This window comes from Alteromonas halophila (genome assembly GCF_014651815.1).
In the GTDB taxonomy this organism is placed as follows: Bacteria; Pseudomonadota; Gammaproteobacteria; order Enterobacterales; family Alteromonadaceae; genus Alteromonas; species Alteromonas halophila.
Window position 1 is genome coordinate 36693 of record NZ_BMXP01000008.1, and the last position, 22468, is coordinate 59160.

Consider the following 22468-nt stretch of genomic DNA (forward strand, 5'->3'; position numbering starts at 1 on the left):
ACTGTCCGGGATTTTTCTGTTTCAGTGTTGATTTATCGACGCTAAATAAGCTTTTAGCGTACGCTTAATTCTTGCTGCGGCTTTTCCATCCCCATACGGGTTGTGCGCATGGCTCATTCGTTCGTACACGCTTTGATTATTTAACAGGGTTTCCGCCTGACTTATAATCGCGTCCTTATCCGTCCCCACTAAAAGCACAGTCCCTGCATCTAAGGCTTCCGGACGTTCCGTCGTATTTCGCATAACCAGTACAGGCTTACCCAAACCTGGCGCCTCTTCTTGCACGCCCCCGGAATCGGTAATGATTATATGGCTGAGATCCATAAGGTAGACAAAAGGCAAATAATCTAGGGGCTCAATAAGATGAACATTCGATACCCCTTTCAAAATTCGATTGGCCGGCTCCCGTACTTTCGGGTTTAAATGCATAGGGTAAATAATCTCAACATCTGCGTTATTCTGCGCAATGGCTTTTAGTGACGCACATATATTTTCAAACCCGCCACCAAAGCTTTCTCGCCTGTGGCCGGTGACCAGGATGATTTTCTTATTGGTATCTAAAAAAGAAAATTGTGCGTCTAAGGTTGCTGATAACTCATCACTGGACTTGATCTTATCAACAACATTTAACAATGCATCGATAACTGTGTTGCCTGTGACGGTGATCGAGTCTGCGGGTACATTTTCGGCAAGCAGGTTTTGCTGAGATCTGGCGGTAGGTGCGAAATGCAAGGTGGCCAAGCTACCTGTAACCTTTCTGTTTGCCTCCTCAGGCCAAGGGGAATAGAGGTTGCCCGTTCGCAATCCTGCTTCCACATGACCTACCGGGATCTTCTGATAGAACGCCGCAATAGTGGCCGCCATGGTGGTCGTCGTATCGCCATGCACCAGTATGGCATCCGGACCAAAGTCCTCCAATACGGGTTTAAGTCCTGACAAAATATTTATCGTAACATCATTAAGGCTTTGATTAGGCTTCATGATATTCAGGTCATAGTCCGGCGTAATGTCGAATAGTGATAACACTTGATCTAACATTTCCCGATGCTGCCCCGTGACACAAACTCTGGTATCCAGTTGCTCATCATCAGACAATGCCATCACCACCGGGGCCATTTTTATTGCTTCCGGCCTGGTACCGAATACGATAAGAATTTTTTTCGCTGTCATAGCCTATCTCTGCTGAAAGCGGGAAAAGGGGAGGTATCGTAATGAAAACACTGCCTGATTATGACAGCTGTTCATCACCGGCAAATGATTAGACGCAATAAACTGTCCTGCCTGAATTTCTTCAAACGCTTCTGTGACAACGAAGGTGTTGCAGTCCAGGTCCGGAAACAGGGTTTCTGCGTCATTTTTTTGTATGATCCCATTACTTCGCTGAAAAAAAGTAGTAAACCCATGCGCACTCAAGTCAGCAACATCTCGCTCACTTTGCGCCAGATTATTCTGATAGCCCACAAAGTAACTTAGCCCCACAGGCTTAGCGACGCTTTCCCGCCACTCTTTTAGCCGAGCTAAAATCTGCATTCGCTCTTCGGCCCGCAGATAGCTGGAGGATATCTCTAATGGCAGGTACCAGCCTTTAATACGAAACTGCTGATTGAGCCCGTAGAGATCTATAATGGCCAGTAAAGATGTGCTGCGGTTGAGCACCTTATCGATATAGTAATATTTTGCCTGCTCCTGGTCCTCCATCACATTGTAATAATCATCGGGCATAAACAGCCCAACCCAGAAGTCAAAGGACTTTGACGATGGTGCCTGGCTGATACGTTTTACAATCTCTGAATTGTAGAAGGTAACGTCGCCGTATTGCATCCACTGCAGGATAATCGCCGTGTAGCCAGCCTCTCTGGCCGCACTGAGTTGTTTTTCCCAGTCTTGGACCGTCAGTGACTCATCGGTAGTTTGCGGCTGGTAAAAAAGTGATTTTGCACTACTTGCACACGGCAATACGCACAGCGCCAGCGCAAAAATCCACGCCGCCCAACCAGCAGATAGCCTCCGCCGATTAAAATTCATAGCCCGCGATGAAGAATAAGCCGTGGGTATCTTCACTGAGATCTCCTGCTACATTTACCCGCCATTCCAGCGATAAGCGTAGCCTGTCCAGTCGGTCTTCGATGGGCTCATCAACAAAATAATGGTCAAAGCGCACGCCAAGCCCCACTGCCAGTTCTTCAAAGGCATGCTGGCCTTCGAATTCAGCCGACGCACGCCGATAGTCATACCGGCTCAGCCCGTAAAATAGCATTGTCTGAAACATCGTATCTGACATGCTGAAACCATACCCATAATTAAACAGGACCTGTCCAAATACCTGATCAGACTCATAAAAATACATGTAGTCATAGTAAAAGTTACGTTCCCACCAGCCTTCTGACGCACGCCAGTCCCGGCGGTACTCATTCTGATTGAGCGCATCTCCATTAACTCTGACGAAACCTTCCCAGGAGAACCCTGCATTCACATAGCGTTGGAAGCCGGTAGAAACCCGCAGGTTAATCTTGTCGAACGGGCGGTAAGTCAGTCCGACTTCCTGACTGACATTGGCAAAAATATCGTCGTTACTGCCATTGCCCGATAACTGCGCATAGGCCGTGGTGCCTGAATTAAGCGAGCCGAAAAAGTACTCCGCCCGCACGGTCAGGTTATTGGTCGGCAAGTTGTCACTGACGCTACCGCTTTCATCATAGAATACGTCCCCCAGTATTGCCCCCGTGCCATGAGACGCGATAGCCGAAAGGCGTACCTGTTGCGTCAGATCACCATAGAAGCGACGCAATCCCCAATAATGATCGGTGTGTTCCAGTACTGGCTGATTTGTTTGGCTGAAACGTCGCTTGAGGTATTGTGCTGCCTGCGTTTGATCACCCAACGTATTGGACAGGTAGGCCATTTGTTCATAGTGAACAGGATCAAAAGTTTCATCATTGGCTTCCAGACGCTGAAACTGTCTCAGAGCCTCCGAAGGTCTCTCGTCAATCAGCGCGAAAGCCAGCATCAGTCTTGTAGCACTGTCTTCAGGTTTTTCTGATAGCGCCGCTTTCAATGCCCGAATAGCTTCAGGTTTACGCCCCAGAGCAAGGTTCATATTCGCCTGACGACGCCATTGGGCCGGTGAGAAAAAAGACTGCGATTCAAATTGCTGTTGAGCCACGCCAAGCGCCTGTTCGACGTTGTCCGTAGCAATAAGGGACTCTATATACACATCGTACATGTCTCCAGAGAGACCAGCAGGTGCCTCTGCTTGTTGGGACAGTAGCCGTATCGCGTCGTTATAACGTTCAGACTGGTAATATAGCTGTGCGAGCTGCTGCTGCCACAGGCGCCCTTTTTGATCTGCTGGCGCCGCTTCCAACAGTTCCATAGCCTGTTCTGTGTTGTTTTGCTTTATCGCAAGGTTAATCAGTGCATCGCGTGTTTGTTTTGAAGGCTGCTGTTGATGCGCTTGCATAAAGTACGCTGATGCCTGTTTAAACTGCCCCAGTGATTCTTTACACATCGCCAGCGTCATCAGCGCTGAATAACCTTTTTCTGACGCGCTTTCAAGTCGTTCAATGGCAGCGTCACAGTTGCCTGCTACGCGCAATAGTTCGGCTACAGCACTATTTAACCTGCCAGTCCCCTGCCAGTTCGCCAATCTCTGAGCTAAAGCCGAGTTCGCTTTTACGTCATCAGCACTGAGCAATCCTAACAGTCGTTGCAAAGCGCCATCCGTTAATGCCTGCTCCCTGATAAAGGCCTGGGTTAGCATATTTTTCGCTTTATTCGTTTCTTTGGACTGGACCAGTGCAAACGATAACCTGTCAAGGTTTTGTGCAGTGGGCTTTATGCGATAGAGTTTAGCGGCAACGTCACTGGCTTTTTGCCACTGCTGGAGTGCTTCGTAACTGATAAAAAGCGTGGCCAGTATGTCTGGATCACTGCTATCGGCAGGCAACGTATTTATCAGGCTTTGGTAATCCTTTCCGACGATATCTTTTTGTAACACCAGTGACTGTAGTGTGGCTTGCAGCGATTTCTTTTCTGCCAGTTCAGATGAGAGTAACGCCTTTAATTGCGTGGCGCTGAGCAACTGAGACGCATACGCTTCCCAGCCAACGAAACTTTGTCCGTCTAACAGGCATTGATACAGCGTTGCTGCGGCCTCACGCCGGGCCTCAAACTTCAGTTGGATCTCCGTTTGCGCACGACATCCCAGCTCACTTCGCGCTAACAGCGCCAGCGCTTGTGGATCATTATTTTGTGCCAGCAGTAAGGCATATTGGGACAGTGACAGTGAATTGAGTGCATCATTGTCTATTAACCAGCGAAAGCCTTGCAGTGCGCGCTCTGTGTTTTCACTTGCTATCTGTTGCTGAACCCAGGCTTCCACTCCTTTGCTGGCTGCTGACCTGTTTGACAGTCTTGTAAAAATAGCGAACTTATCGCTCTCTTTACTGTAACGCAGTACCGACTGGATAAAGCCAGCCTCCATAGCGTCAGTTGACAATGACTGATATTCAATGAAATGGTCTATCGCTTTTTGATGTTCATCCGTAGCTATATAGGCAAACATTATCCTCTCAACCATTTCTTCAGAGAGCACCTCCGCGTCCCGCGACATTTCAAAAAACGCAGTGGCCCTGTCGAATGCCTTTATACCAATAAGCCGGTTTATCAGCTTTTGTTTAAAATCCCTTTTGTGTGCAATGGTAAAGCCAGGGCTGCCAAGCAAACGCTGAGACAGCGCCATTTGACGCTCAGCGTCGTCCAGGGTGAGTACAAATTCCTCCCACTGCGCCAACATATCTGCATTGTTATCGTCCCCTGCAAGCATGGTTAACGCTGCATCTAAATCCATTGACTGCAGAGTAAGTTGTAAAACCAGCTCGCGGTACGGGTTGTACTCAGGCGCATGTTCGAGGGCTTTTTTTGCTTCCGTTAACGCTTCTGTGTATTTCCCCTGCTCCTGAAGACGGTACGCCTTCTCTATATACGGGTAACTCACAAAGCGTTGATAATCTGATAACGGCTCCTGCGCTGACGCGATGTTGCTCGTCATTAATAAGCTGGAAAACGAGGCGATAACCCAAAACGTCGAGATAACTCTCATTGCACTGCTCCTGGTCTCAAGAGATATTCATCAATGAGTTCACCGATACTTAACTGTCGCTGCTTCTGTTGCTCGATAACACTATCGACAACGTCCTGTGATACAACACCTTCCTGCACAAGATAATCGCCAAGGCGCATATCACCTGCAAAGTCAAAATCCAGAATAATCTGATTGAAAACAGGCGCTTCTATAAAGCCAGCTTGCTGAATCGCATCACCAAACTGTATTTGCAAGCTGTAGAAGTACTCTTTCAAATCTTTAGCAACGTCTGCATCAAACAGGCCCTGTTCGACGGCTCTGTTCAATTCAGGTTCAGGATTACACTCTACCCCCTGATAATGATATCGAATGCCCAACGTGACGGCGCCGGTCTGGCACATGACCCAGGTTACCTGTTTATTTAACTTCCTCGACAGTGATGCCAGTGCAATCGGCGAGATACGGTTCTCACTGGCAACCTCTATCCCTTTTTCGTTTTTTGCTACAGGCAGTACACGATACTTTAGCGCCAGCGCGTCACTAAAGTCGGCAAGCAGAGCCTCATCAATCGCAAACGGGTCGATATAGCGATACTCAACTTTTGCCTGCTCGGCAAGCGCCTTGCCAATGTTGTCAGCCGAAACCAGTTGCATTCTTTGAAGTGCTTGTCCTAAACGTTCAAACGGGCGACGGTTTTCCAGGGCAAAGTTGATTTTGTCTTCGGTCAACACGCCTTTTGCGACAAGGATACTTCCCAAAGACTGTCCTAACGCTCTGTCACTGACGGTTGGGTATTCATGCTCCGTTTTATCCCAGGCGACACGCCTGGGGTTCCCGCCTTGTTCAATAACCTGTCTTATCGCACGAAGATTGGCCAGAAAATTAATCAAATTTCCCCAGAACAAGCGAATAGGGCTCACCAGTGCCTGCGTGATCCCATAATAACGCCGCACAAAAATAGCCCTTTGAAAAATACGGTTAATAAAGAATGCGAAATTAATTTGGATCAATGCGACGCTCAACGCATCGTTAGTAAAGATTGATAAAAAGCGGTAACTCTCTGGAAACAACCAGTCATATAACCCAAGCAGAATGACGTGAATAGCAACGAGGGTGGCCAGAAAACTCAGAAAGTGTGCGATAACGCCCTTTCTGTCACGCCACAAAAAATAGTTCAGCTTCCAGTCTTCCGACCATTTATGCACCTGTATTCCCTGAAACACGATACCCACGATCCAGCGGCTTTTCTGTCTTACGGCTGTACTCAGAGACTCAGGAAAGTACTCCCGAACACAAACGACATTACCACCGCTATAGCTTCGACTTCGTGATTGCTCAGCAAAGGTAGCGTATTTTTTGTCAGTAACAGAAAAGTGCACGAAGATCTCTTCCATGCCCCACTGCTTCATGCGAAAGCCGATGTCATAGTCTTCCGTTAATGACTGAATATCGAACGTCAGGCCATCACCTTCTTCGGTCAGTCGCAAAATAGCCCGGCGACTGAAGCAGGTACCAACACCTGCACTGGGTACCTGCCCCACCATGGCCTCACGAACAACCATGTCCTTGCCGTGCATTTCTGAAAACTCATCAAGGTAGTGCCCCGCTGTAAACCGCCACGGGCTTCTTGAAAAGGGGTAGACTGGCAACTGAATGAGATCTTTTCGGTCGAGTAGATAATTGAAAAGCCTCAACTCCATGGCTGACACCACATCCTCGGCGTCGTGCAGAATAAAACCTTCAAACTTTACACGGGTTCGTTTTTCGAATTCCAGAATTGAGGCAATGACGTTATTGAGGCAATCTGCCTTGCTTGTCGGGCCTGGGCGAGCACACACCACTTTATGCACGTTCGGAAACCGTTGACACACAGAATCGACATCATTTTGTGTATCGGGATCATTCGGATAGGTGCCGACAAAAATCTGGTAATTTTCATAATCAAGTTCGGAAGCGGCTAATTCTGCCATTTTGGCCACCACACCGACTTCCTGCCAGGCGGGGACCATTATCGCGAGCGGCTTCTCTTTTTTCTGGAACAGCGCGTTTTCATCAAACTTATCGCGGTTGCGATAAACGGTCAGACGTCGCCAGAATCGTCTTGCCCAATAATAGACATCTACGAAAATATCATCCAGCGCAAACATCAGCATGCACACCATTAGCACAAGTGCCAGGTAGCGTATACCGAATAGATAATGAGTAAATACTTCAACAAAAGACATATTTTAAACACAAAAATACCCCCAACGACTGCCAGCTACAACCATTGGGGGCTACACTATTATTCAGATTGTCCTTAACCTGCTAATTAACGTTGATTTCTTACCAACCTTCTACGCATCATCATACCCAAAATTGCGAGGGATGCTAATACTCCTGTTGCAGGCTCGTTTACGCTGGTTGTCACCGAGGACGAGGGACCGCCCACATCTCTTACTAACAAAGGTGCGTAATTAAGAGGATTACCTGCCCACTGGTCGTGAAATCCGTCTTTTTGATACGTTGCAGAAATAGCATTAAACGATGAAAAGTCGGGCATATAACCTTCAAATGTTGGGAAGAACGATGCCTGACATAGTACCGACCATTCAACACATGTCACCCGACTGTCCTGATCGCCAAAATCTGCAAACCAAACATAGTGGAACGGATTCTCACCAGCCTGGGCATCGGGGTTCAGTGTCCCGACCTGCCAGTACGTATACCCTTCATGGTCAAAACCATATTGATCCTGAAAGCCACCACCAAGCCCATTCAAGTCGAAAAACAGGTTTCCACCTTCGTTCTGCGCTAACGACCAGCCATCGATGTTTGGATCTGAATCAAACCAGTTAATATAGGAATCAAACTCACCCATTGTCGCAAAGCGCCAGCCTTCATCGTTAGTCTCAACAAATGTGTTGAAATCTTCGAGTGTTTTCTGATTGGCGGCATTTTTGACATCTGCGCCCAGCGTGTCCGCCCACTCCAGTCTGAGAAAATCCAGACCAAGGTCATGGTTGGTCCAGTAACTATTTTCATTCTTAGATGAAAAATCTTTCGAATCAATAAATGACGCTGATGCACTGCCTGACGCAATCATGCCCGCTAACAATGCGATAAATATTCTGTTTTTCATAACAACAACCTCCGATGACGGAATATTACCTAATTTTTGAACAGTTACAACATGTTGATCGCCGACAATAAAACCACAATTTCCGACAACTGATAGATAAAATCAGACTTTAAAGTATGCATTTATATACGAGTGTTTTTTTGTTTATCTGAATCCAAGTCAGCCGAAATATGAGTGCTCATCAACCATTGCCCTTATCTGACTCATCGCCGTCACAGAAAGCCCGTTTGCTCCAACGCTACTTATAAACGCGTGCGTTGATGCAAATATGGCATCAATGGTTTCCTGATCTCCCTTCGCGCGATAGGTTTGATGCATCAATTCAATTAACGCACGAAGCACATCAACATGCTCAGACTGACGAGTGGGGTAAGCCAGCTCTTTAAGCACACCCTTAATATCAAACGGTAACTCCCATGCCATTGCCAGCATTGCCGAACACTCTGACGCATTGATATTCAGCCGTAATGACTGCACGTTATTTACTGTTTCCCAGGACGCTTCTTTGCGGGTTTCTGCGTAAATTTCCGCATATTTCTCCGGCAAGCAGTAACGTATAAAAATATGACCGATATTGTGTAGTAAGCCTGCGAAATAAAGATCCGCCACCAGTTTCTTATCCGTACCAGACTTGTCGTATAACAGCTCTACTGCCCTGGCTGTGAGGTAAGAACAGAAGTGATACTCGTCGTAATTAAACGTGTCCTCTGGAATTTGAAATAGGTTTTCTGCGCACAGACTGATGACCAGTGCTTTGAGCTTACTAGTCCCAAAGACACTCAGAATGGCATGCTTAACACTTTTAATTTCCAGATTACCGTAGTAACTGCTGTTCGCCACCCACAGTACCTTTGCAGATAACATCGCATCGTGGGTCACGATGTCTGCTACAGCATTCATATTTGCTTCGGGTTTATTCAGCTCGGAGAGAAGTTTTGTTGCAACGTCGGGCAAACTTGGAATATTCTGAGGGTCAAGAATATCCTGGGCAGGTTTTTCACTGCATAGCGCAGCGTATTTCCCCTGAAATTTAGCCGGAGTAACCCCTTGCCAGCTCTTGAACGAGCGCTCAAAACTTGTTCTGTCAGAGAAGCCCATCTTGTCCGCCACCAGCTCGACAGACTCACCTTTTAACAATAGCGTCAGGGCTTTAAAACTTCTCACGGTAACAAACAACTGTTTAAATGAAGTCTGCTCGGAGGCCAGTTTCCGGTTTAACGTACGCTCACTGATCGCAAAGTGAGACGCCATGCTGGTACTCGATACATCCCGGTAATCCGCTATTGATTTTAAATATTTTAGTATTTTACCTGACAGACTGTCCTGACTATTTCGTTCAGTTTGAATTTCCGATAGCTCTCTGAGAAAAACTTTGTGTAACCGCTCATTCCCCCCAGGCAACCGGTAGTGGACAAAGTCCTTTGGCGCGATGATTTCTACAGACGATGCATGGCTTCGCTGGACATAGAATACGTCAGGGTACTCGGCCTGAATAGTCTGCACACAATGCTCAGGCACGGCTAACTGCAACTGCTTGTTATGACCATGCCGACCCAACCCTACTTCAATCAGGCGACACCAAGAAGAAACAAGATAGCTTTGCGTGTCCCGGGATAAATTCTGCCAGCTTTTTTGTTGTGACAGTGTAAGGCGCAACCCATTATTGTCATGGCGCTTTACTCTGGCACGGTGAAAGTAGCCTAAGTCTTCACCGCACTCTTCAATCAATTGAAACATATGCTTTACATCTGAAGCCGTGGCGATGAGAAATCCAATCAGCCCGTATTGACTAACATGCAACTGCTTCGGAATATGTGTGGCAAGTTCAGACGCTAAATAATGCTTTTTTAAATAGCTGAAGCAGGCATCAAATTCCGGCAACTCAATTAACACGCTGTCGTCGATATCTTTTGGCAGTGCCCGTTTTGCCAACGGAAACACTTCTTCTCGCAGCTTTTCGATCGGCTTATCAATCAATGAAAATAGCGACGTTAATAAACTGATGCTAAGTGGTGGGGCAACAATCTCTGTACCAGGCGATGTCATAATATTCGTCGTGATCGGGAAATGTAAATCAGTTTGTTGATAGTAGACTAATATAAAGGCTACACAGAACAAACATTTATCGCACTTCCACTGCGCGCGTTCAGCGAGTAAAAAGCAATAGCTCAGGTTAACCGGCATCGCTTCCATATCAGCAAACAATAAACGGGCAGACCTGCCTGGCTTTGTATGGCAACGATTAAAGGTTAGAATCCCGTGTTTTCATGTAAATCGCGACTCAGAGGGTAATGCATGAGTGAGCCGGCAATCGCCATCGGCCTTTTTTACGGGTCCACAACCTGCTATACCGAGATGGCAGCAGAGAAAATTCAGGCCCAGCTGAACGAACTTTTCGATGACCAGGTGGTGGACGTCCACAATATTGAGGAGGTGGCGCTAAGCAATACCGCCAATTACGACATTCTGATTTTTGGTATTTCTACCTGGGACTTTGGTGAACTGCAGGAAGACTGGGAGTCACACTGGGATGAGGTTCATCAGTTAGATTTATCCGGTAAAATTGTGGCGCTGTACGGCCTTGGCGACCAGATTGGCTATACCGACTGGTTTCAGGATGCGCTGGGTATGCTGCATGAAGCCATCGCCCCTTCGGGTTGCAAAATCATCGGTGCCTGGCCGAATCAGGGCTATGACTTTGCCGAGTCCAAGGGCCTGAACGCAGATGGCAGTCATTTTGTCGGCTTGTCGCTGGATGACGAAAATCAGTATGAACAAACCGATGACCGGATCCGCGACTGGTGCACGCAGTTAATTGAGGAGCTGAGTGAGTAAAGGACGGCTGCACAGCGAATTTTATCGCAATGGCCCCAGCCACCGGGATGGGGCAGATGTCAGCTTTCAGGACATCAAAAAACTGTTCAATTTTGCCAGCATCACGGTGGGGCGCTGGGTGCGGCCTGACGAGCAGCAGATTGCAGCGAATCTTTTTTTCGATGCGCTCTGCGACCTGCAACTGATTCTGGGCGTCAATGAGCAGGTGATTTCACTCAACGGCAGCCTGTCGCTGGCCTTTGGCAGCGGCGGCCAGAAACACAGCAGCGCGCACTACAACAGTGCCCGGCGCCAGCTGGCGCTGGCTAAAAATGCTGGCGGTGGCGCGCTTGCACATGAGTGGTTTCATGCTTTCGATCACTACATAGCCGGCAAAGTCTTTGCTATACGAAAGTCCGGTAGCTTTGCGTCACAGGCGTGGCTGGATAACGCGACCATGCATCCACACCCGCTCAATGAACGCTTGTGTGAATGTTTTGCATCCATGTTTCTGGCCAGCGACAACAGCCCAAGCGAGTTTTTACAACGATCTATTCAGGCTGATCGCGCGTTAAATATGTATTACTATGCCATGCCACAGGAAGTGGCGGCCCGGGCGTTTGAGGCCTGCATTCAGGACGCAGAAATTAAAAACGCATTTCTGGTTCAGGGGACAAAAATGTCAACGGAAGCTAGACTTGGGATTTATCCTCGTGATACCTTGCGACATAGACTTAACAATGCGTTAAAGTTATATTTTTATCAGTTAGGTATCGCCCTTACGAACAAATCCTGAGGTAATATTACTTCAGGCGTCGAATCCGGTTTTTATCAACAAGTGTTAATGCGCGGCGTTTTTTGTGCAAAAAGCTGAAATTTTTTGTGACAACCCGTATACTGTCGTGCTCGAACGTAGCAGAAGAAAGAAGACGAGATGAAAAGAAAAAAGCATACCTCGGCCGAAGATGAGGCCCAGATTGACATGACCCCCATGTTGGACATCGTGTTCATCATGTTGATTTTCTTCATCGTAACGACCTCGTTCGTGAAAGAGAAAGGGTTGGATGTAAATCGCCCCGAAGACAATGAGTCACAGACCAACAAGCCTTCTCAGGCGTTGTCTATCCGTATCGATGAGAATGGTACGATCGTTATGGGTGGCCGTGAGGTTGATGTTCGTCGGGTGGTTGCTAACGCGCAAACATACCTGGCTGAAAACGTTACAGACACGGCTGCAATACAGGCGCATGAGAATGCAGAGCATGGTCTGGTGGTTGAAGTGATGAACCAGGTGAAGATTGCTGGTATTGATAAGGTATCGGTGCTGGTTAAAGGCTCATCCTGACCGTTCTGGTTTTAAAAGAATTTGAAAGCCGCCCCCTGGGGCGGCTTTTTTGTGCGCATAACTACCTGCCTGATATTTCTAGTGCAAACTCCAACCGCTTACAGCCTAACCACAATAAACAAAGGGTATTTAGCGCAGAAGTAATAGTGAAGTACACAATGTTTTGTTTTCCCGTTCGTCAGGACTCCACGTAACGCCAGCCGCTGCGGCATATCTCTGACACTGCCCGGCAGTTTTATCAGACTTTCAAGATTGTCAGACGTCTCACGAGTAACATTCAGATAGAAAAACAACACAGTCCAGCTGTGTTCACAGACAATGCAAAGAAAAGATCCTGCCTGTAATTGAAATCGCTATTCGTTTTTTGTATCAGCAGCCTGCTAGTTACGGCGACGCTCCATATACAGCTTACTGATAATGCTGCTTAAGTTGCTGACGTTAAATACCGTGCCGAAAATGCTGCCTACCGATACTGAGTAAATCAACCCCAGAGACTCTGCCACCAGAAACCACTGACGAATGCGCATGGCATCGCGAATAACAATAGAGCCAACGGTAAAGATAAGTGACGATGTGTAGGCCACAATGATCAGCGGCCCGTGGTCAAGCCCAAACCACTCGTAAATAAAAAAGCCAATGTTAGCGGCGACAAAGAAAAACAGCACTGATTTGCCCCGGTACTTCAGAGCAACCATATTGCGGATACTGGCCAGAAGTGTACCAATGCCTGCTGCCATGGCATCCAGCATAAAGAAGTGAATGCTGACGCTCATCAGTGCAAACGACGACACGAACAAATATTTCTCGACTTTATTCTGGCGATAGCCAATAAAATTCAGTACCACCGCCAGTGCACCAAATCCTTCAGCAAGCATATCCATAGTCAGTGTTTACCTTTTTACTTTTTACTTTTTACTTTTTACTTTTTAGCTTCGTTATCTTTATGCGCGTTCATCGGTGATGTGTCGCATGTCCCGCCAGTAATACGCTGGCGCATCATACTTATCCTGCATGCAAAGTGCCAGCACAGCTTGGGAAAAGCCTTCTTACCACGGGGTTAGCCATTGCTTGCGAAACCTGCCTTGCGACTACGCACTTACGCACTTCAGGACTCGCTGAGTGATGATAGACTTATTCGCATCTTCCCTTGGTGGTCAGCGTGATTCAGAAGTTAAGGTAATAGGGCTGACACAGTGACCGGAACTCCTCCGTGTACGCCCCCTTTCTGTCCCTGATGGTTAACATCTGACGCTCCTTACAATCTTGGGCGGCAGTAAAGCACAGCGCAGACACATACGGCTGCGATACCTGGTTATGGCGTATATCCAGGCGTGGGCCTGGCCGAAGCCCCGCGTCTTTGGCCTGTGCGACCACAGCGTCTGATTGCTGATAAGGGTAGAGACAATACAGCCTCCCTCCATCTGTTAAATACCGGGCAGCAAAGTGCAATAGCGACGCAGGACTTAGGGTACGCGACTGCCTCGCATCCTGGCGGCGTTGCGACTGCTCCCTGTAAGCATTGGTATGTGCGGACGGGGCGCTGAAGTATGGCGGGTTGGAAATAATCAGCGAGTAGCGGGGATGTGGCTGCCAGCTTGTCAGATCGGCCCGCAGAGCACGCAAGTTATCCGCCCACGGCGATTGACGAAAGTTGTCGGCGGCCTGTGCGACAGCCTTTGCATCAATATCGATGGCATCAATGCGGGTATCAGGCGCGGCGCGCTGCATCAGCATCAAAGATAAAATGCCACTGCCAGTGCCGACATCCAGTATACGACGTTCGTCGCCCACCTGCGCCCAACTGCCCAGGATCAGACTGTCAGTATTTACCTTCATGGCGCAGTTATGCTGGCGCACCGTAAACTGCTTACAACGGAAAACAGACATGCCAATGGCTAGAAGTGCTGAAGGGCCACCATGCTGGCCGCTACTTCTTTAGCGTCGACAGGACGGTATTTTTTCAGCCGCCCCTTTAGCAGGGGCGCAAAGAGTGGTGCCAGCTTTTGCCCCAGCGCTTCCATGGGACGGGATTCCTGCCGCTCGCCAATCAGCAATGACGGGCGCACTGCTGATGCATTGTCCAGTTGCGGCATGCGCATAATGGCGTTTTCCAGTTCACCTTTTACCTTCAGGTAGAAATTGCTGCTACTGGCATCGGCACCCACTGATGAGATCCACACGAAACTGCTGCAGCGCTGCGCGCGTGCAAGTTGCGCGGCCACATGAATGTATTCAAAATCCACGCGCCTGAACGCGGCCTTTGATCCGGCCTGCTTCAACGTGGTGCCCAGACAGCAATATACGTGGTCGACCATAAAGTAGCCCTGGTAATCCTGCAGGGCGTCAAAATCAATGACCACCGGCTGAAGTTTGCCGTCGGGATCATCAAATAAGGTCGACGCCAGTGGTTTACGAACCAGCAAACAGATACGCTGATAGCGATGATCGCGCAGTAGCCGGCGCACCAGGTTTTGCCCTACCAGGCCGGTTGCGCCAAGTACAAGGGCGGATTTAAAACTGCTCAACTTGTATCATCCTGTGTAATCTCTACAATCAACCCTTCGACAGAAACTGAAGAAGATAACAATGAAGAAAATCCTGTTACTCGGAGCTCTCATGCTGAATACAGCCAGTCAGGCAGAATCGCTCAATATAGAGCGTATTTTCTCCTCTCCCTCTCTTGATGGCAACGCCCCCCGCGAATTAAAAGTATCGCCGGACGGTGAGCGCGTTACCTTCCTGCGCGGTAAACAATCCGACTATGAGCAACTGGACTTGTGGGAATACCACATCGACAGTGGCAAAACCCGCATGTTATTTGACTCTGCAAGCTTGCTGACCGGTGAAGAAACGCTGTCAGACGAAGAAAAAGCGCGGCGTGAACGTATGCGTTTGTCAGGTTCGGGGATTGTCAGTTACCAGTGGTCTGACGACGGCGAGGCGCTACTCTTTCCATTGGGCGGCGATGTCTATTATTTCCGGCTGGGGGATGACGACGCCAAGCGCCTGCTTAACACCGAAGCCTTTGAGACAGATATCAAGTTATCGCCCAAAGGTAATTTCATCTCTTATATTCGCGAACAAAACCTGTACGTTAAAAACATCAAAACCGGTGAAGAACGTGCCATTACCACCGAAGGCGGCGGCAACATCAAGTTCGGCATGGCCGAGTTTGTCGCGCAGGAAGAGATGAGTCGCATGACAGGCTACTGGTGGGCACCTGATGAATCGCACATTGCCTTTACCAAAGTGGACGAAACGCCGGTAGACAATATTACCCGTACCGAAATCTATGCCAACGACATTAAGCTTATCGAACAAAAGTACCCGAAGGCAGGAACAGACAATGTCGAGATCACACTGGCCGTCCAGTCGCTGGACAGCGGTGAGCGTCAGTGGATTGATTTAGGTAAAGATAAAGACATCTACCTGGCCCGGGGTCAGTGGATGCCGGATAGCGAAACTTTTACCTATCAGTGGCAAAGCCGCAATCAGCAAACGCTGGAGCTGCGCGCGTATCACCTGGCGAGCAACAAACAATCAGTATTGCTTCAGGAAGTCAGCCCAACCTGGGTGAACCTGCACGATGACCTGCATTTTTTGGCTGGGCGCGACCAGTTTATCTGGGCATCAGAACGTGACGGCTTTAAGCACCTTTATCTGTACAATAATGACGGCAAACTACTTCGTCAGTTAACATCAGGAAACTGGGTAGTCGATGCGCTGGAGGCCGTTGACAACGACGCCGCAACCCTTTACTTCTCCGGCCGTAAAGATACGCCGCTTGAAAGCCATTTGTACAGTGTCTCGCTGGATGGTGGCAACATTAATAAAGTGACAAGCCGCGACGGCTTTCACAACATTACCTTTAGCCGCGATGCATCAATCTACATTGATCGTTTCTCAACCGTGAACACCCCACCTCAGGTTAGCCTGCATCAGGCCAGTGGCAAGCAACTGACCTGGCTTGAGCAAAACGCCGTTGATGCCGATCATCCGCTGGCACCGTTTAAAGACAGCTGGACTCAGCCGGAGTTTGGTGAGCTTACCACCAAGGACGGAGCAACGCTCATGTACCGGTTATATAAGCCGGAGAACATGAAAAAGAAAAATCCGGTCATCGTTTATCTGTACGGCGGCCCCCATGCACAGGTTGTGACCAACAGCTGGGGCGGCAACCGTGGCTTGCTGATGCAACACTGGGTGGATCAGGGCTATGTGGTATTTTCGCTGGATAACCGTGGTTCTAACTACCGTGGTAAAGCCTTTGAAGATCCTATCTACAAACAGATGGGCAGCATTGAGGTTGAAGACCAGGTCCGCGGCGTTGAATTTTTGCGCACCCTGCCCTACGTCGATGCCGACCGCATTGGTGTGCATGGCCACAGCTATGGTGGCTACATGACGCTAATGACCATGTTTAAAGCCGGCGATTACTTTCAGGCGGGTGTCGCGGGCGCACCGGTCACCGACTGGCGTTTATACGATACACATTATACCGAACGCTATATGGGCAACCCCAAAACCGATGACGCGGCTTACACCGCATCGTCTGTATTTCCCTATGCAAAAGATCTTAAAAACCCGCTGCTGATTTACCATGGCATGGCAGACGACAACGTGTTGTTTACCCACAGCACCATGTTATACAAGCACCTTCAGGATCTGGCGATTCCCTTTGAAACCATGGACTATCCAGGTAAAAAGCACAGTATCCGGGGTAAACAGACGGGTATTCACTTATACCACACCATTACTAACTTCTTCGATAAACACCTGAAGCCGTAACGTCTTCAGATAGCGTAAAAGGTGTAGTTTTTCGCTACACCTTTTACTATTTCGTTTCCCCCTGAATACTTTTATGTTACTCCTATTCCTCTGTCCCAGCCATTGAAAAAAATGGTAGTGTAGACAGATGGTTATTTGTGAATAGTGCTTAGTATGCTGTCTTCTCCTACGTTTGCAGACGTGGCTGCGGCCCTTGAGCGTGTACGCTCATCGGTACAACGCACTCCGATCATGGAATCTGCTTTATTAAACACCTGGTTTGGTCACCGTATTCTGTTCAAGGCCGAATGCCTGCAAACCACCGGCGCCTTTAAACTGCGTGGCGCAACCAACTTCCTGGCCAGTCTGAAAGAACAGGACGCCTTGCCACAACAGGTTGTCGCGAACAGCTCAGGCAACCATGCACAGGCGGTGGCAAAAGCGGCTCAGGCATTTGGCATTCCTGCGACTATCTATGCCAGCGAATCTATCTCGCCAATAAAAGCGGCCGCAACAAAATCGTACGGGGCAGACCTTGTGCTGTTGCCTACCCGGGAAGAAGCCGATGCCGCTGTAGAGGAAGCGGCGAAGGAAGACGGTGTTGTCTGGATCCCACCCTATAATCACCCTTACATTATTGCCGGTCAGGGAACTGCAGCGCTGGAAGCGTTTGAGCAAACGGGTCCGATCGATGCCGTGTTTGCACCCTGCGGGGGCGGCGGTCTGTTAAGCGGCACTTTGCTGGCAACCCGTGAAAAGATGCCGGAAGCCCGTGTTATCGGCGCCGAGCCTCAGGCAGCCAATGATGCATCCCGTTCGCTGCAATGCGGGGAAATCGTGCGTCTGGACGGTCCGCCGGATACCCTTGCTGATGGCGCGGCCACCCCCTCCGTCGGCCCCTACACCTTTGAGTTTATTCAGCAACTGGATGATTTTTACGAAGTTGATGAACAGCAAATCTGTTACTGGACACAATGGCTGCATCATTTACTTAAACTGCATATCGAACCCACCTGCGCCATGACCATGGCCGCAGTGGCCGCCTGGGCGGTTAATACAGCGCCGGGACAAACCGCACTGGTGATGCTCTCTGGCGGCAACATCAGTCAGTCTGCTATGCGTACCATCTGGGATGTCGATTATCTTAGCCAGCCCCCTATTATTGCTTCACAAGGAGTCAGCGAATGACCACACTTTCTGCAATGCCGTGCCGGGCACTGCTTGCCTCTCTGATACTGCTGCTGAATATAACTCAGGCAAGCGCCGCAACCACGCTGGTAAATAATGTGAACGGCTATACCTTCAATGACGAGGGAAGCCTTATTCAATTTACTTCGCTGGTCATTGATGAAGGCAAAGTCGCCACACTGAATACGGACAAGAGCGCTGACGCCTTTGACCACGTCATTGATGGCAAAGGCAAAACCATGTTGCCCGGCTTAATCGATGCTCACGGCCATCTGATGGGGCTGGGAGCTAACTTGCTGGAAGTTGATTTACGGGAAGCAGACAGCGCCAGCGATGCGGTTGAGCGCGTTGCGGCCTATGCTATGGGCAACACAGATCAGCCATGGCTGATTGGCCGCGGCTGGAATCAGGAACTATGGCCAGATCGTGCATTCCCGACGGCCAGTCAGATTGACAGCAAACTCAGCGCTCGCCCGGTATGGCTGGTACGTGTTGATGGTCATGCGGGCTGGGCCAATAGCAAGGCGCTGGCCATGGCAGGGGTAACGGCAGAGACTCCCGATCCGGAAGGCGGACAAATCATGCGCGATGCCAGCGGTAAACCGACCGGGGTACTGATTGATAACGCCATGGCACTGGTAGAATCACAATTGCCCGAAGAAACCCGTGAGCAGCTCAGCGCACGGCTTAACGCAGCGGGTGCGCACCTTTTGTCAGAAGGCATTACTGGTATGCATGACGCCGGCATCAGCCACCGCGTTTATGACTTTTATCTGGCACAGACGCTGAACCAGCGCATGCCCGTGCGGGTTTATGCCATGCTCGCAGCTACCGATCCAAAGCTTAGTATGATGCTGGATAACGGGATCATCACCTCGCCTGACGACTTTTTGCATATCCGCTCGGTAAAAGCCTACGGTGACGGTGCCCTGGGTAGCCGTGGCGCTGCACTGCTTGAGGCATACTCAGATGCGCCGCATCAGCATGGACTGCTGCTGACACAACCGGATGATATGGACAGCCTGTTTACCAAAGTATTAGGCGCTGGTTTTCAGCTTAACTACCATGCCATCGGGGACAAAGCTAACCGTCTGGCGCTGGATGCCTTTGCCCGCGTGTTCGGTGAAAGCGGAGGGCGTGACCTGCGCAACCGCATTGAACACGCCCAAGTGGTCGCGCCCAGTGACTTACCACGCTTTGCTGAACTTGAGGTGCTGCCATCGATGCAGCCGACCCACGCCACCAGTGATATGAACATGGCAGAGGACCGCATTGGTGAAGATCGCATGAAAGGCGCCTACGCCTGGCAGACCCTGCTTGAGTCAGGGATTGCCGTGCCACTGGGCTCGGATTTTCCGGTTGAACTGGCAAACCCGTTTTACGGTATTCACGCAGCCGTCACCCGGCAGGATCGCAACAACAATCCGGTGGATGGGTGGTACGCACATGAAGCGCTGACTACCGAACAGGCGCTAAAGGGGTTTACCCTGGATGCTGCGTACGCCGCGCATATGGAGGACAAGGTAGGCACCCTTACCCCCGGAAAGTGGGCCGACTTTATCCTTATTGATCGCGATATTTTTACTATCGAACCGCAGGACTTGTGGAAAACCCAGGTACTGGCCACCTATGTCGCCGGGGAAAGTCAGTACCAGGCAGACTAATCCATGACGTCACTCACCCGCGGGATTGGTTTTGCAGCGGCCTCGTTTTTGGTTTTAGACGGGCTGATTGGTGCAGGCATATTTGCGCTGCCCACCCGTATGGCTGAAACGCTGGAGCCCGCCAGCCCTGGCTATTTCTGTTGCTTTGGGTTCTTAAGCTGTATGCACCGTAAAACGGCAGCCTGAGGCTGCCGTTTTCTGTCACGCTTCAGGGTAGAGCGTTTTAATCCAGCGCTCTTCGCTGATGAACTGCCACCCCCAGGACGCCCACTCTTCGCCCAGACCTGCCTCAATAATCTCCGCCTCCGACATGCCATCCGCTTTGTGTTTCTTAACAATATCAAAGGTGGCTTTGATCATGCTCAGGAACGTTTCATAAGCGGCTTTGTCGGCCAGAGGTCCGTGACCCGGAATGATGACCGTATCATTGTCTGCTTTGCCCAGTAGCGTTTCTACCGACTGTATATAGCCAGTCACGCTGCCGCCCGCTTTAGTATCAATGTAAGGGAATCGCTCATTGAAAAACAAATCGCCGGTATGCAGCACATCCGGCTCCTCGAACCATACGGCGCTGTCGCCATCAGTGTGACCTTCCGGTAAGTGCATAACGTGAATTGTTTCATTATTAAAGTGCAGCTTAATGCCATCTTTGTAGGTTACGACCGGTAATGCTGATTCACTGACTTTTTCATCGCCGGCAAGACGGATCCGAACATTTTCGTGGGCAAAAATTGTGGCGCCTTTGTGTTCATGAAAAAACGCATTCGAGCCTGTGTGATCGCCGTGATAATGGGTGTTGATTATATACTTAGGCTTATCACTGCCCAGTTCGCCAAGCGCTTCGGCAATGCGCTCCGCCAGCGGTTCATACTGGTCATCGATGATCAAAATCCCGTCGTCACCGGCAGACACGCCAATATTGCCGCCCGAACCCTGCAACATATGCACCGACCCTTTCAGTGGCGTATCTGTGATGGTGACATCTGCAAATCGGTCCTGCGCTAGTACGACAAAGGACAGCGAGGTCAGTAACATTAAGGTTATCAGTTTCATAAGTATTCGGATCCCAGGATAAACGCAGTTGCTACAACTATATGAGGCTACGGAAAAGATAGATCATTTACCGTATCCCGGCCACCTCTGTTGCTGGCAATACTTATTCGTTGTCTTCCGGAGTCGGACCGGTGTAGCGAAACCGGGGAACAGGCTGCCCTTCAACATCCACGGTTTCCATAAACATGGTCAGCGGCCGAACCCATAATGCCCGCGCGCCATAGCACGGACGGTATACCACCAGCTTGCTCTCGTCCTCAGAATGCGTCGCCACATCCAGCACATCGTAGTAGTTGCCTTTATAGTGCTGGTAGCGACCGGGCTTAGGTAACTTAGGTGTTGTCATCATAGATCTCCAATGGCAGGACAAGTTGTTCATTTTGGGCCGATTCCGCCAGGCCGACGTGCAGTCCCAGCAGCCGGATCCCGCGGCCATTGGCGCGGGCATACGCCTCCTCAAGTAGCGTATAGAAATAGGCTTTATCTAAACTGGGCTGCCGGTGCTCGACGGTGGTAAGCTGGAAATCCTGAAATTTCAGCTTCACACCCTGGGTGCGGATATGCACAGGCTTGCCGGTTTTATCGCGATGACGGTCGACTCGCTCCGCCATTTTCTCAAGTAATGTCGGCAAAAACGCCTGACACTCTTCAAGGCTGTGAATGTCTTCAGTCAGTGTCCGCTCTACCCCAATTGACTTACGTTCACGGCTGACATTCAGTTCGCGCTCATCAATCCCATGGGCACGCTCCCAGAGTACCCGGCCAAATTTACCAAACTCGCGCTGAATGCGTTCAAACGGGTAACCTCTTACATCGTTGCAGGTTGCCAGCCCCATGCGCTGCAGCTTTTGCATGGTGACATTGCCTACCCCGGGAATTTTTTTAAGGGGCATCTCGCGGACAAACGCATCCAGCTTGTCAGGCGAAATGACACAAATGCCATCAGGCTTGTTTTCGTCACTGGCAACTTTAGCCACAAATTTACAGGGCGCCACGCCTGCCGAGGCCGTCAGACCCAGCTCTGCAGAAATACGACGGCGAATATCTTCGGCAATCAGCGTTGCGCTGCCACCAAACAGTTGCGTGTCAGTCACGTCCAGATACGCCTCATCCAGCGATAGCGGTTCGATCAAGTCTGTATAATCTGAAAATATCGCACGGATCCGCTGCGATTCGCGCACATACAGATCCATGCGGCCGCGAATCAGTTTCAGATCGGGGCACAAACGCATGGCGTAGGCGGTTGCCATGGCTGAACGCACGCCATACTTTCTGGCAGGGTAATTACAGGTCGAAATCACACCGCGGCGGTCACTGCTGCCACCAATGGCGATAGGAATATCCCGCAATGAGGGATCATCCCGCATCTCCACTGCGGCGTAAAAGCAGTCCATGTCGATATGGATGATTTTACGCAAGCTGTAACTCCACCA

General features: G+C 49.7%; 19 protein-coding genes. 7 read left to right on the forward strand and 12 right to left on the reverse strand.

The annotated features are described in order from the left end of the window. Window positions 1–21: 21 nt before the first annotated feature. The 6 genes from wecB to IE054_RS13985 form a co-directional block, all read right to left on the reverse strand. Window positions 22–1170: a non-hydrolyzing UDP-N-acetylglucosamine 2-epimerase gene (gene wecB, locus IE054_RS13960; RefSeq protein ID WP_189407454.1), complete on the reverse strand. Its 1149-nt coding sequence runs from the start codon at window positions 1168–1170 to the stop codon at window positions 22–24. A gap of 3 nt (window positions 1171–1173) precedes the next feature. Then, window positions 1174–2061, reverse strand: coding sequence for a DUF4434 domain-containing protein (locus tag IE054_RS13965; RefSeq protein ID WP_189407456.1), 888 nt, complete (start codon window positions 2059–2061; stop codon window positions 1174–1176). Further along, window positions 2015–5101, reverse strand: a complete 3087-nt coding sequence (locus IE054_RS13970; protein ID WP_189407458.1) for an NfrA family protein — start codon at window positions 5099–5101, stop codon at window positions 2015–2017. Before IE054_RS13970 ends, IE054_RS13965 begins: the two co-directional genes overlap by 47 nt. Beyond that, a complete protein-coding gene (locus tag IE054_RS13975) occupies window positions 5098–7308 on the reverse strand; it encodes a glycosyl transferase family protein (RefSeq protein ID WP_189407459.1) in 2211 nt (736 codons plus the stop codon). The genes IE054_RS13970 and IE054_RS13975 overlap by 4 nt, the downstream gene beginning before the upstream one ends. 86 nt (window positions 7309–7394) lie before the next feature. Next, window positions 7395–8204: a hypothetical protein gene (locus IE054_RS13980; RefSeq protein WP_189407461.1), complete on the reverse strand. Its 810-nt coding sequence runs from the start codon at window positions 8202–8204 to the stop codon at window positions 7395–7397. 159 nt (window positions 8205–8363) lie between these two features. Then, a complete protein-coding gene (locus IE054_RS13985; RefSeq protein ID WP_189407463.1) occupies window positions 8364–10250 on the reverse strand; it encodes an HDOD domain-containing protein in 1887 nt (628 codons plus the stop codon). A gap of 249 nt (window positions 10251–10499) precedes the next feature. Here IE054_RS13985 and fldB point away from each other — a divergent pair, with 249 nt between their 5' ends. The 3 genes from fldB to IE054_RS14000 all read left to right on the forward strand — a co-directional run bounded on the left by fldB (window position 10500) and on the right by IE054_RS14000 (window position 12363). Further along, complete coding sequence (gene fldB, locus IE054_RS13990; RefSeq protein ID WP_189407465.1) at window positions 10500–11039, forward strand: flavodoxin FldB; 540 nt, start codon at window positions 10500–10502, stop codon at window positions 11037–11039. Then, window positions 11032–11814, forward strand: coding sequence for a CLCA_X family protein (locus IE054_RS13995; protein ID WP_189407467.1), 783 nt, complete (start codon window positions 11032–11034; stop codon window positions 11812–11814). Before fldB ends, IE054_RS13995 begins: the two co-directional genes overlap by 8 nt. 138 nt (window positions 11815–11952) lie before the next feature. After that, window positions 11953–12363, forward strand: coding sequence for an ExbD/TolR family protein (locus IE054_RS14000; RefSeq protein ID WP_189407469.1), 411 nt, complete (start codon window positions 11953–11955; stop codon window positions 12361–12363). 380 nt (window positions 12364–12743) lie between these two features. Here the strand turns inward: IE054_RS14000 and IE054_RS14005 are convergent, their stop codons facing one another. The 3 genes from IE054_RS14005 to IE054_RS14015 form a co-directional block, all read right to left on the reverse strand. Then, a complete protein-coding gene (locus tag IE054_RS14005) occupies window positions 12744–13244 on the reverse strand; it encodes a YgjV family protein (RefSeq protein ID WP_189407470.1) in 501 nt (166 codons plus the stop codon). A 283-nt stretch (window positions 13245–13527) separates the two neighbouring features. After that, window positions 13528–14199, reverse strand: a complete 672-nt coding sequence (locus tag IE054_RS14010) for a tRNA1(Val) (adenine(37)-N6)-methyltransferase (protein WP_189407472.1) — start codon at window positions 14197–14199, stop codon at window positions 13528–13530. 59 nt (window positions 14200–14258) lie between these two features. Then, a complete protein-coding gene (locus IE054_RS14015; protein ID WP_189407474.1) occupies window positions 14259–14888 on the reverse strand; it encodes an NAD(P)H-binding protein in 630 nt (209 codons plus the stop codon). A gap of 61 nt (window positions 14889–14949) precedes the next feature. Between IE054_RS14015 and IE054_RS14020 the strand changes: the two genes are divergently transcribed. The 4 genes from IE054_RS14020 to IE054_RS14035 all read left to right on the forward strand — a co-directional run bounded on the left by IE054_RS14020 (window position 14950) and on the right by IE054_RS14035 (window position 20168). Continuing rightward, the gene (locus tag IE054_RS14020; RefSeq protein WP_189407476.1) at window positions 14950–17151 is read left to right on the forward strand and encodes a S9 family peptidase; all 2202 of its coding nucleotides are present in this window, start codon (window positions 14950–14952) and stop codon (window positions 17149–17151) included. Window positions 17152–17304: 153 nt separating this feature from the next. Next, window positions 17305–18318, forward strand: a complete 1014-nt coding sequence (locus IE054_RS14025; RefSeq protein WP_189407478.1) for a serine/threonine dehydratase — start codon at window positions 17305–17307, stop codon at window positions 18316–18318. After that, a complete protein-coding gene (locus IE054_RS14030) occupies window positions 18315–19982 on the forward strand; it encodes an amidohydrolase (protein ID WP_373293903.1) in 1668 nt (555 codons plus the stop codon). The genes IE054_RS14025 and IE054_RS14030 overlap by 4 nt, the downstream gene beginning before the upstream one ends. Window positions 19983–19985: 3 nt before the next feature. Further along, entirely contained in the window at window positions 19986–20168 is a 183-nt protein-coding gene (locus IE054_RS14035) for a hypothetical protein (RefSeq protein ID WP_189407480.1), read from the forward strand. Window positions 20169–20183: 15 nt separating this feature from the next. Here the strand turns inward: IE054_RS14035 and IE054_RS14040 are convergent, their stop codons facing one another. The 3 genes from IE054_RS14040 to dinB form a co-directional block, all read right to left on the reverse strand. After that, entirely contained in the window at window positions 20184–21035 is an 852-nt protein-coding gene (locus IE054_RS14040) for an MBL fold metallo-hydrolase (RefSeq protein ID WP_189407482.1), read from the reverse strand. A gap of 103 nt (window positions 21036–21138) precedes the next feature. Next, window positions 21139–21381: a DUF1653 domain-containing protein gene (locus IE054_RS14045; RefSeq protein WP_189407661.1), complete on the reverse strand. Its 243-nt coding sequence runs from the start codon at window positions 21379–21381 to the stop codon at window positions 21139–21141. Next, window positions 21368–22453 (reverse strand): DNA polymerase IV, encoded by a 1086-nt coding sequence (gene dinB, locus IE054_RS14050; protein ID WP_189407484.1) that lies wholly within the window; start codon window positions 22451–22453, stop codon window positions 21368–21370. The genes IE054_RS14045 and dinB overlap by 14 nt, the downstream gene beginning before the upstream one ends. Window positions 22454–22468: the final 15 nt, after the last annotated feature.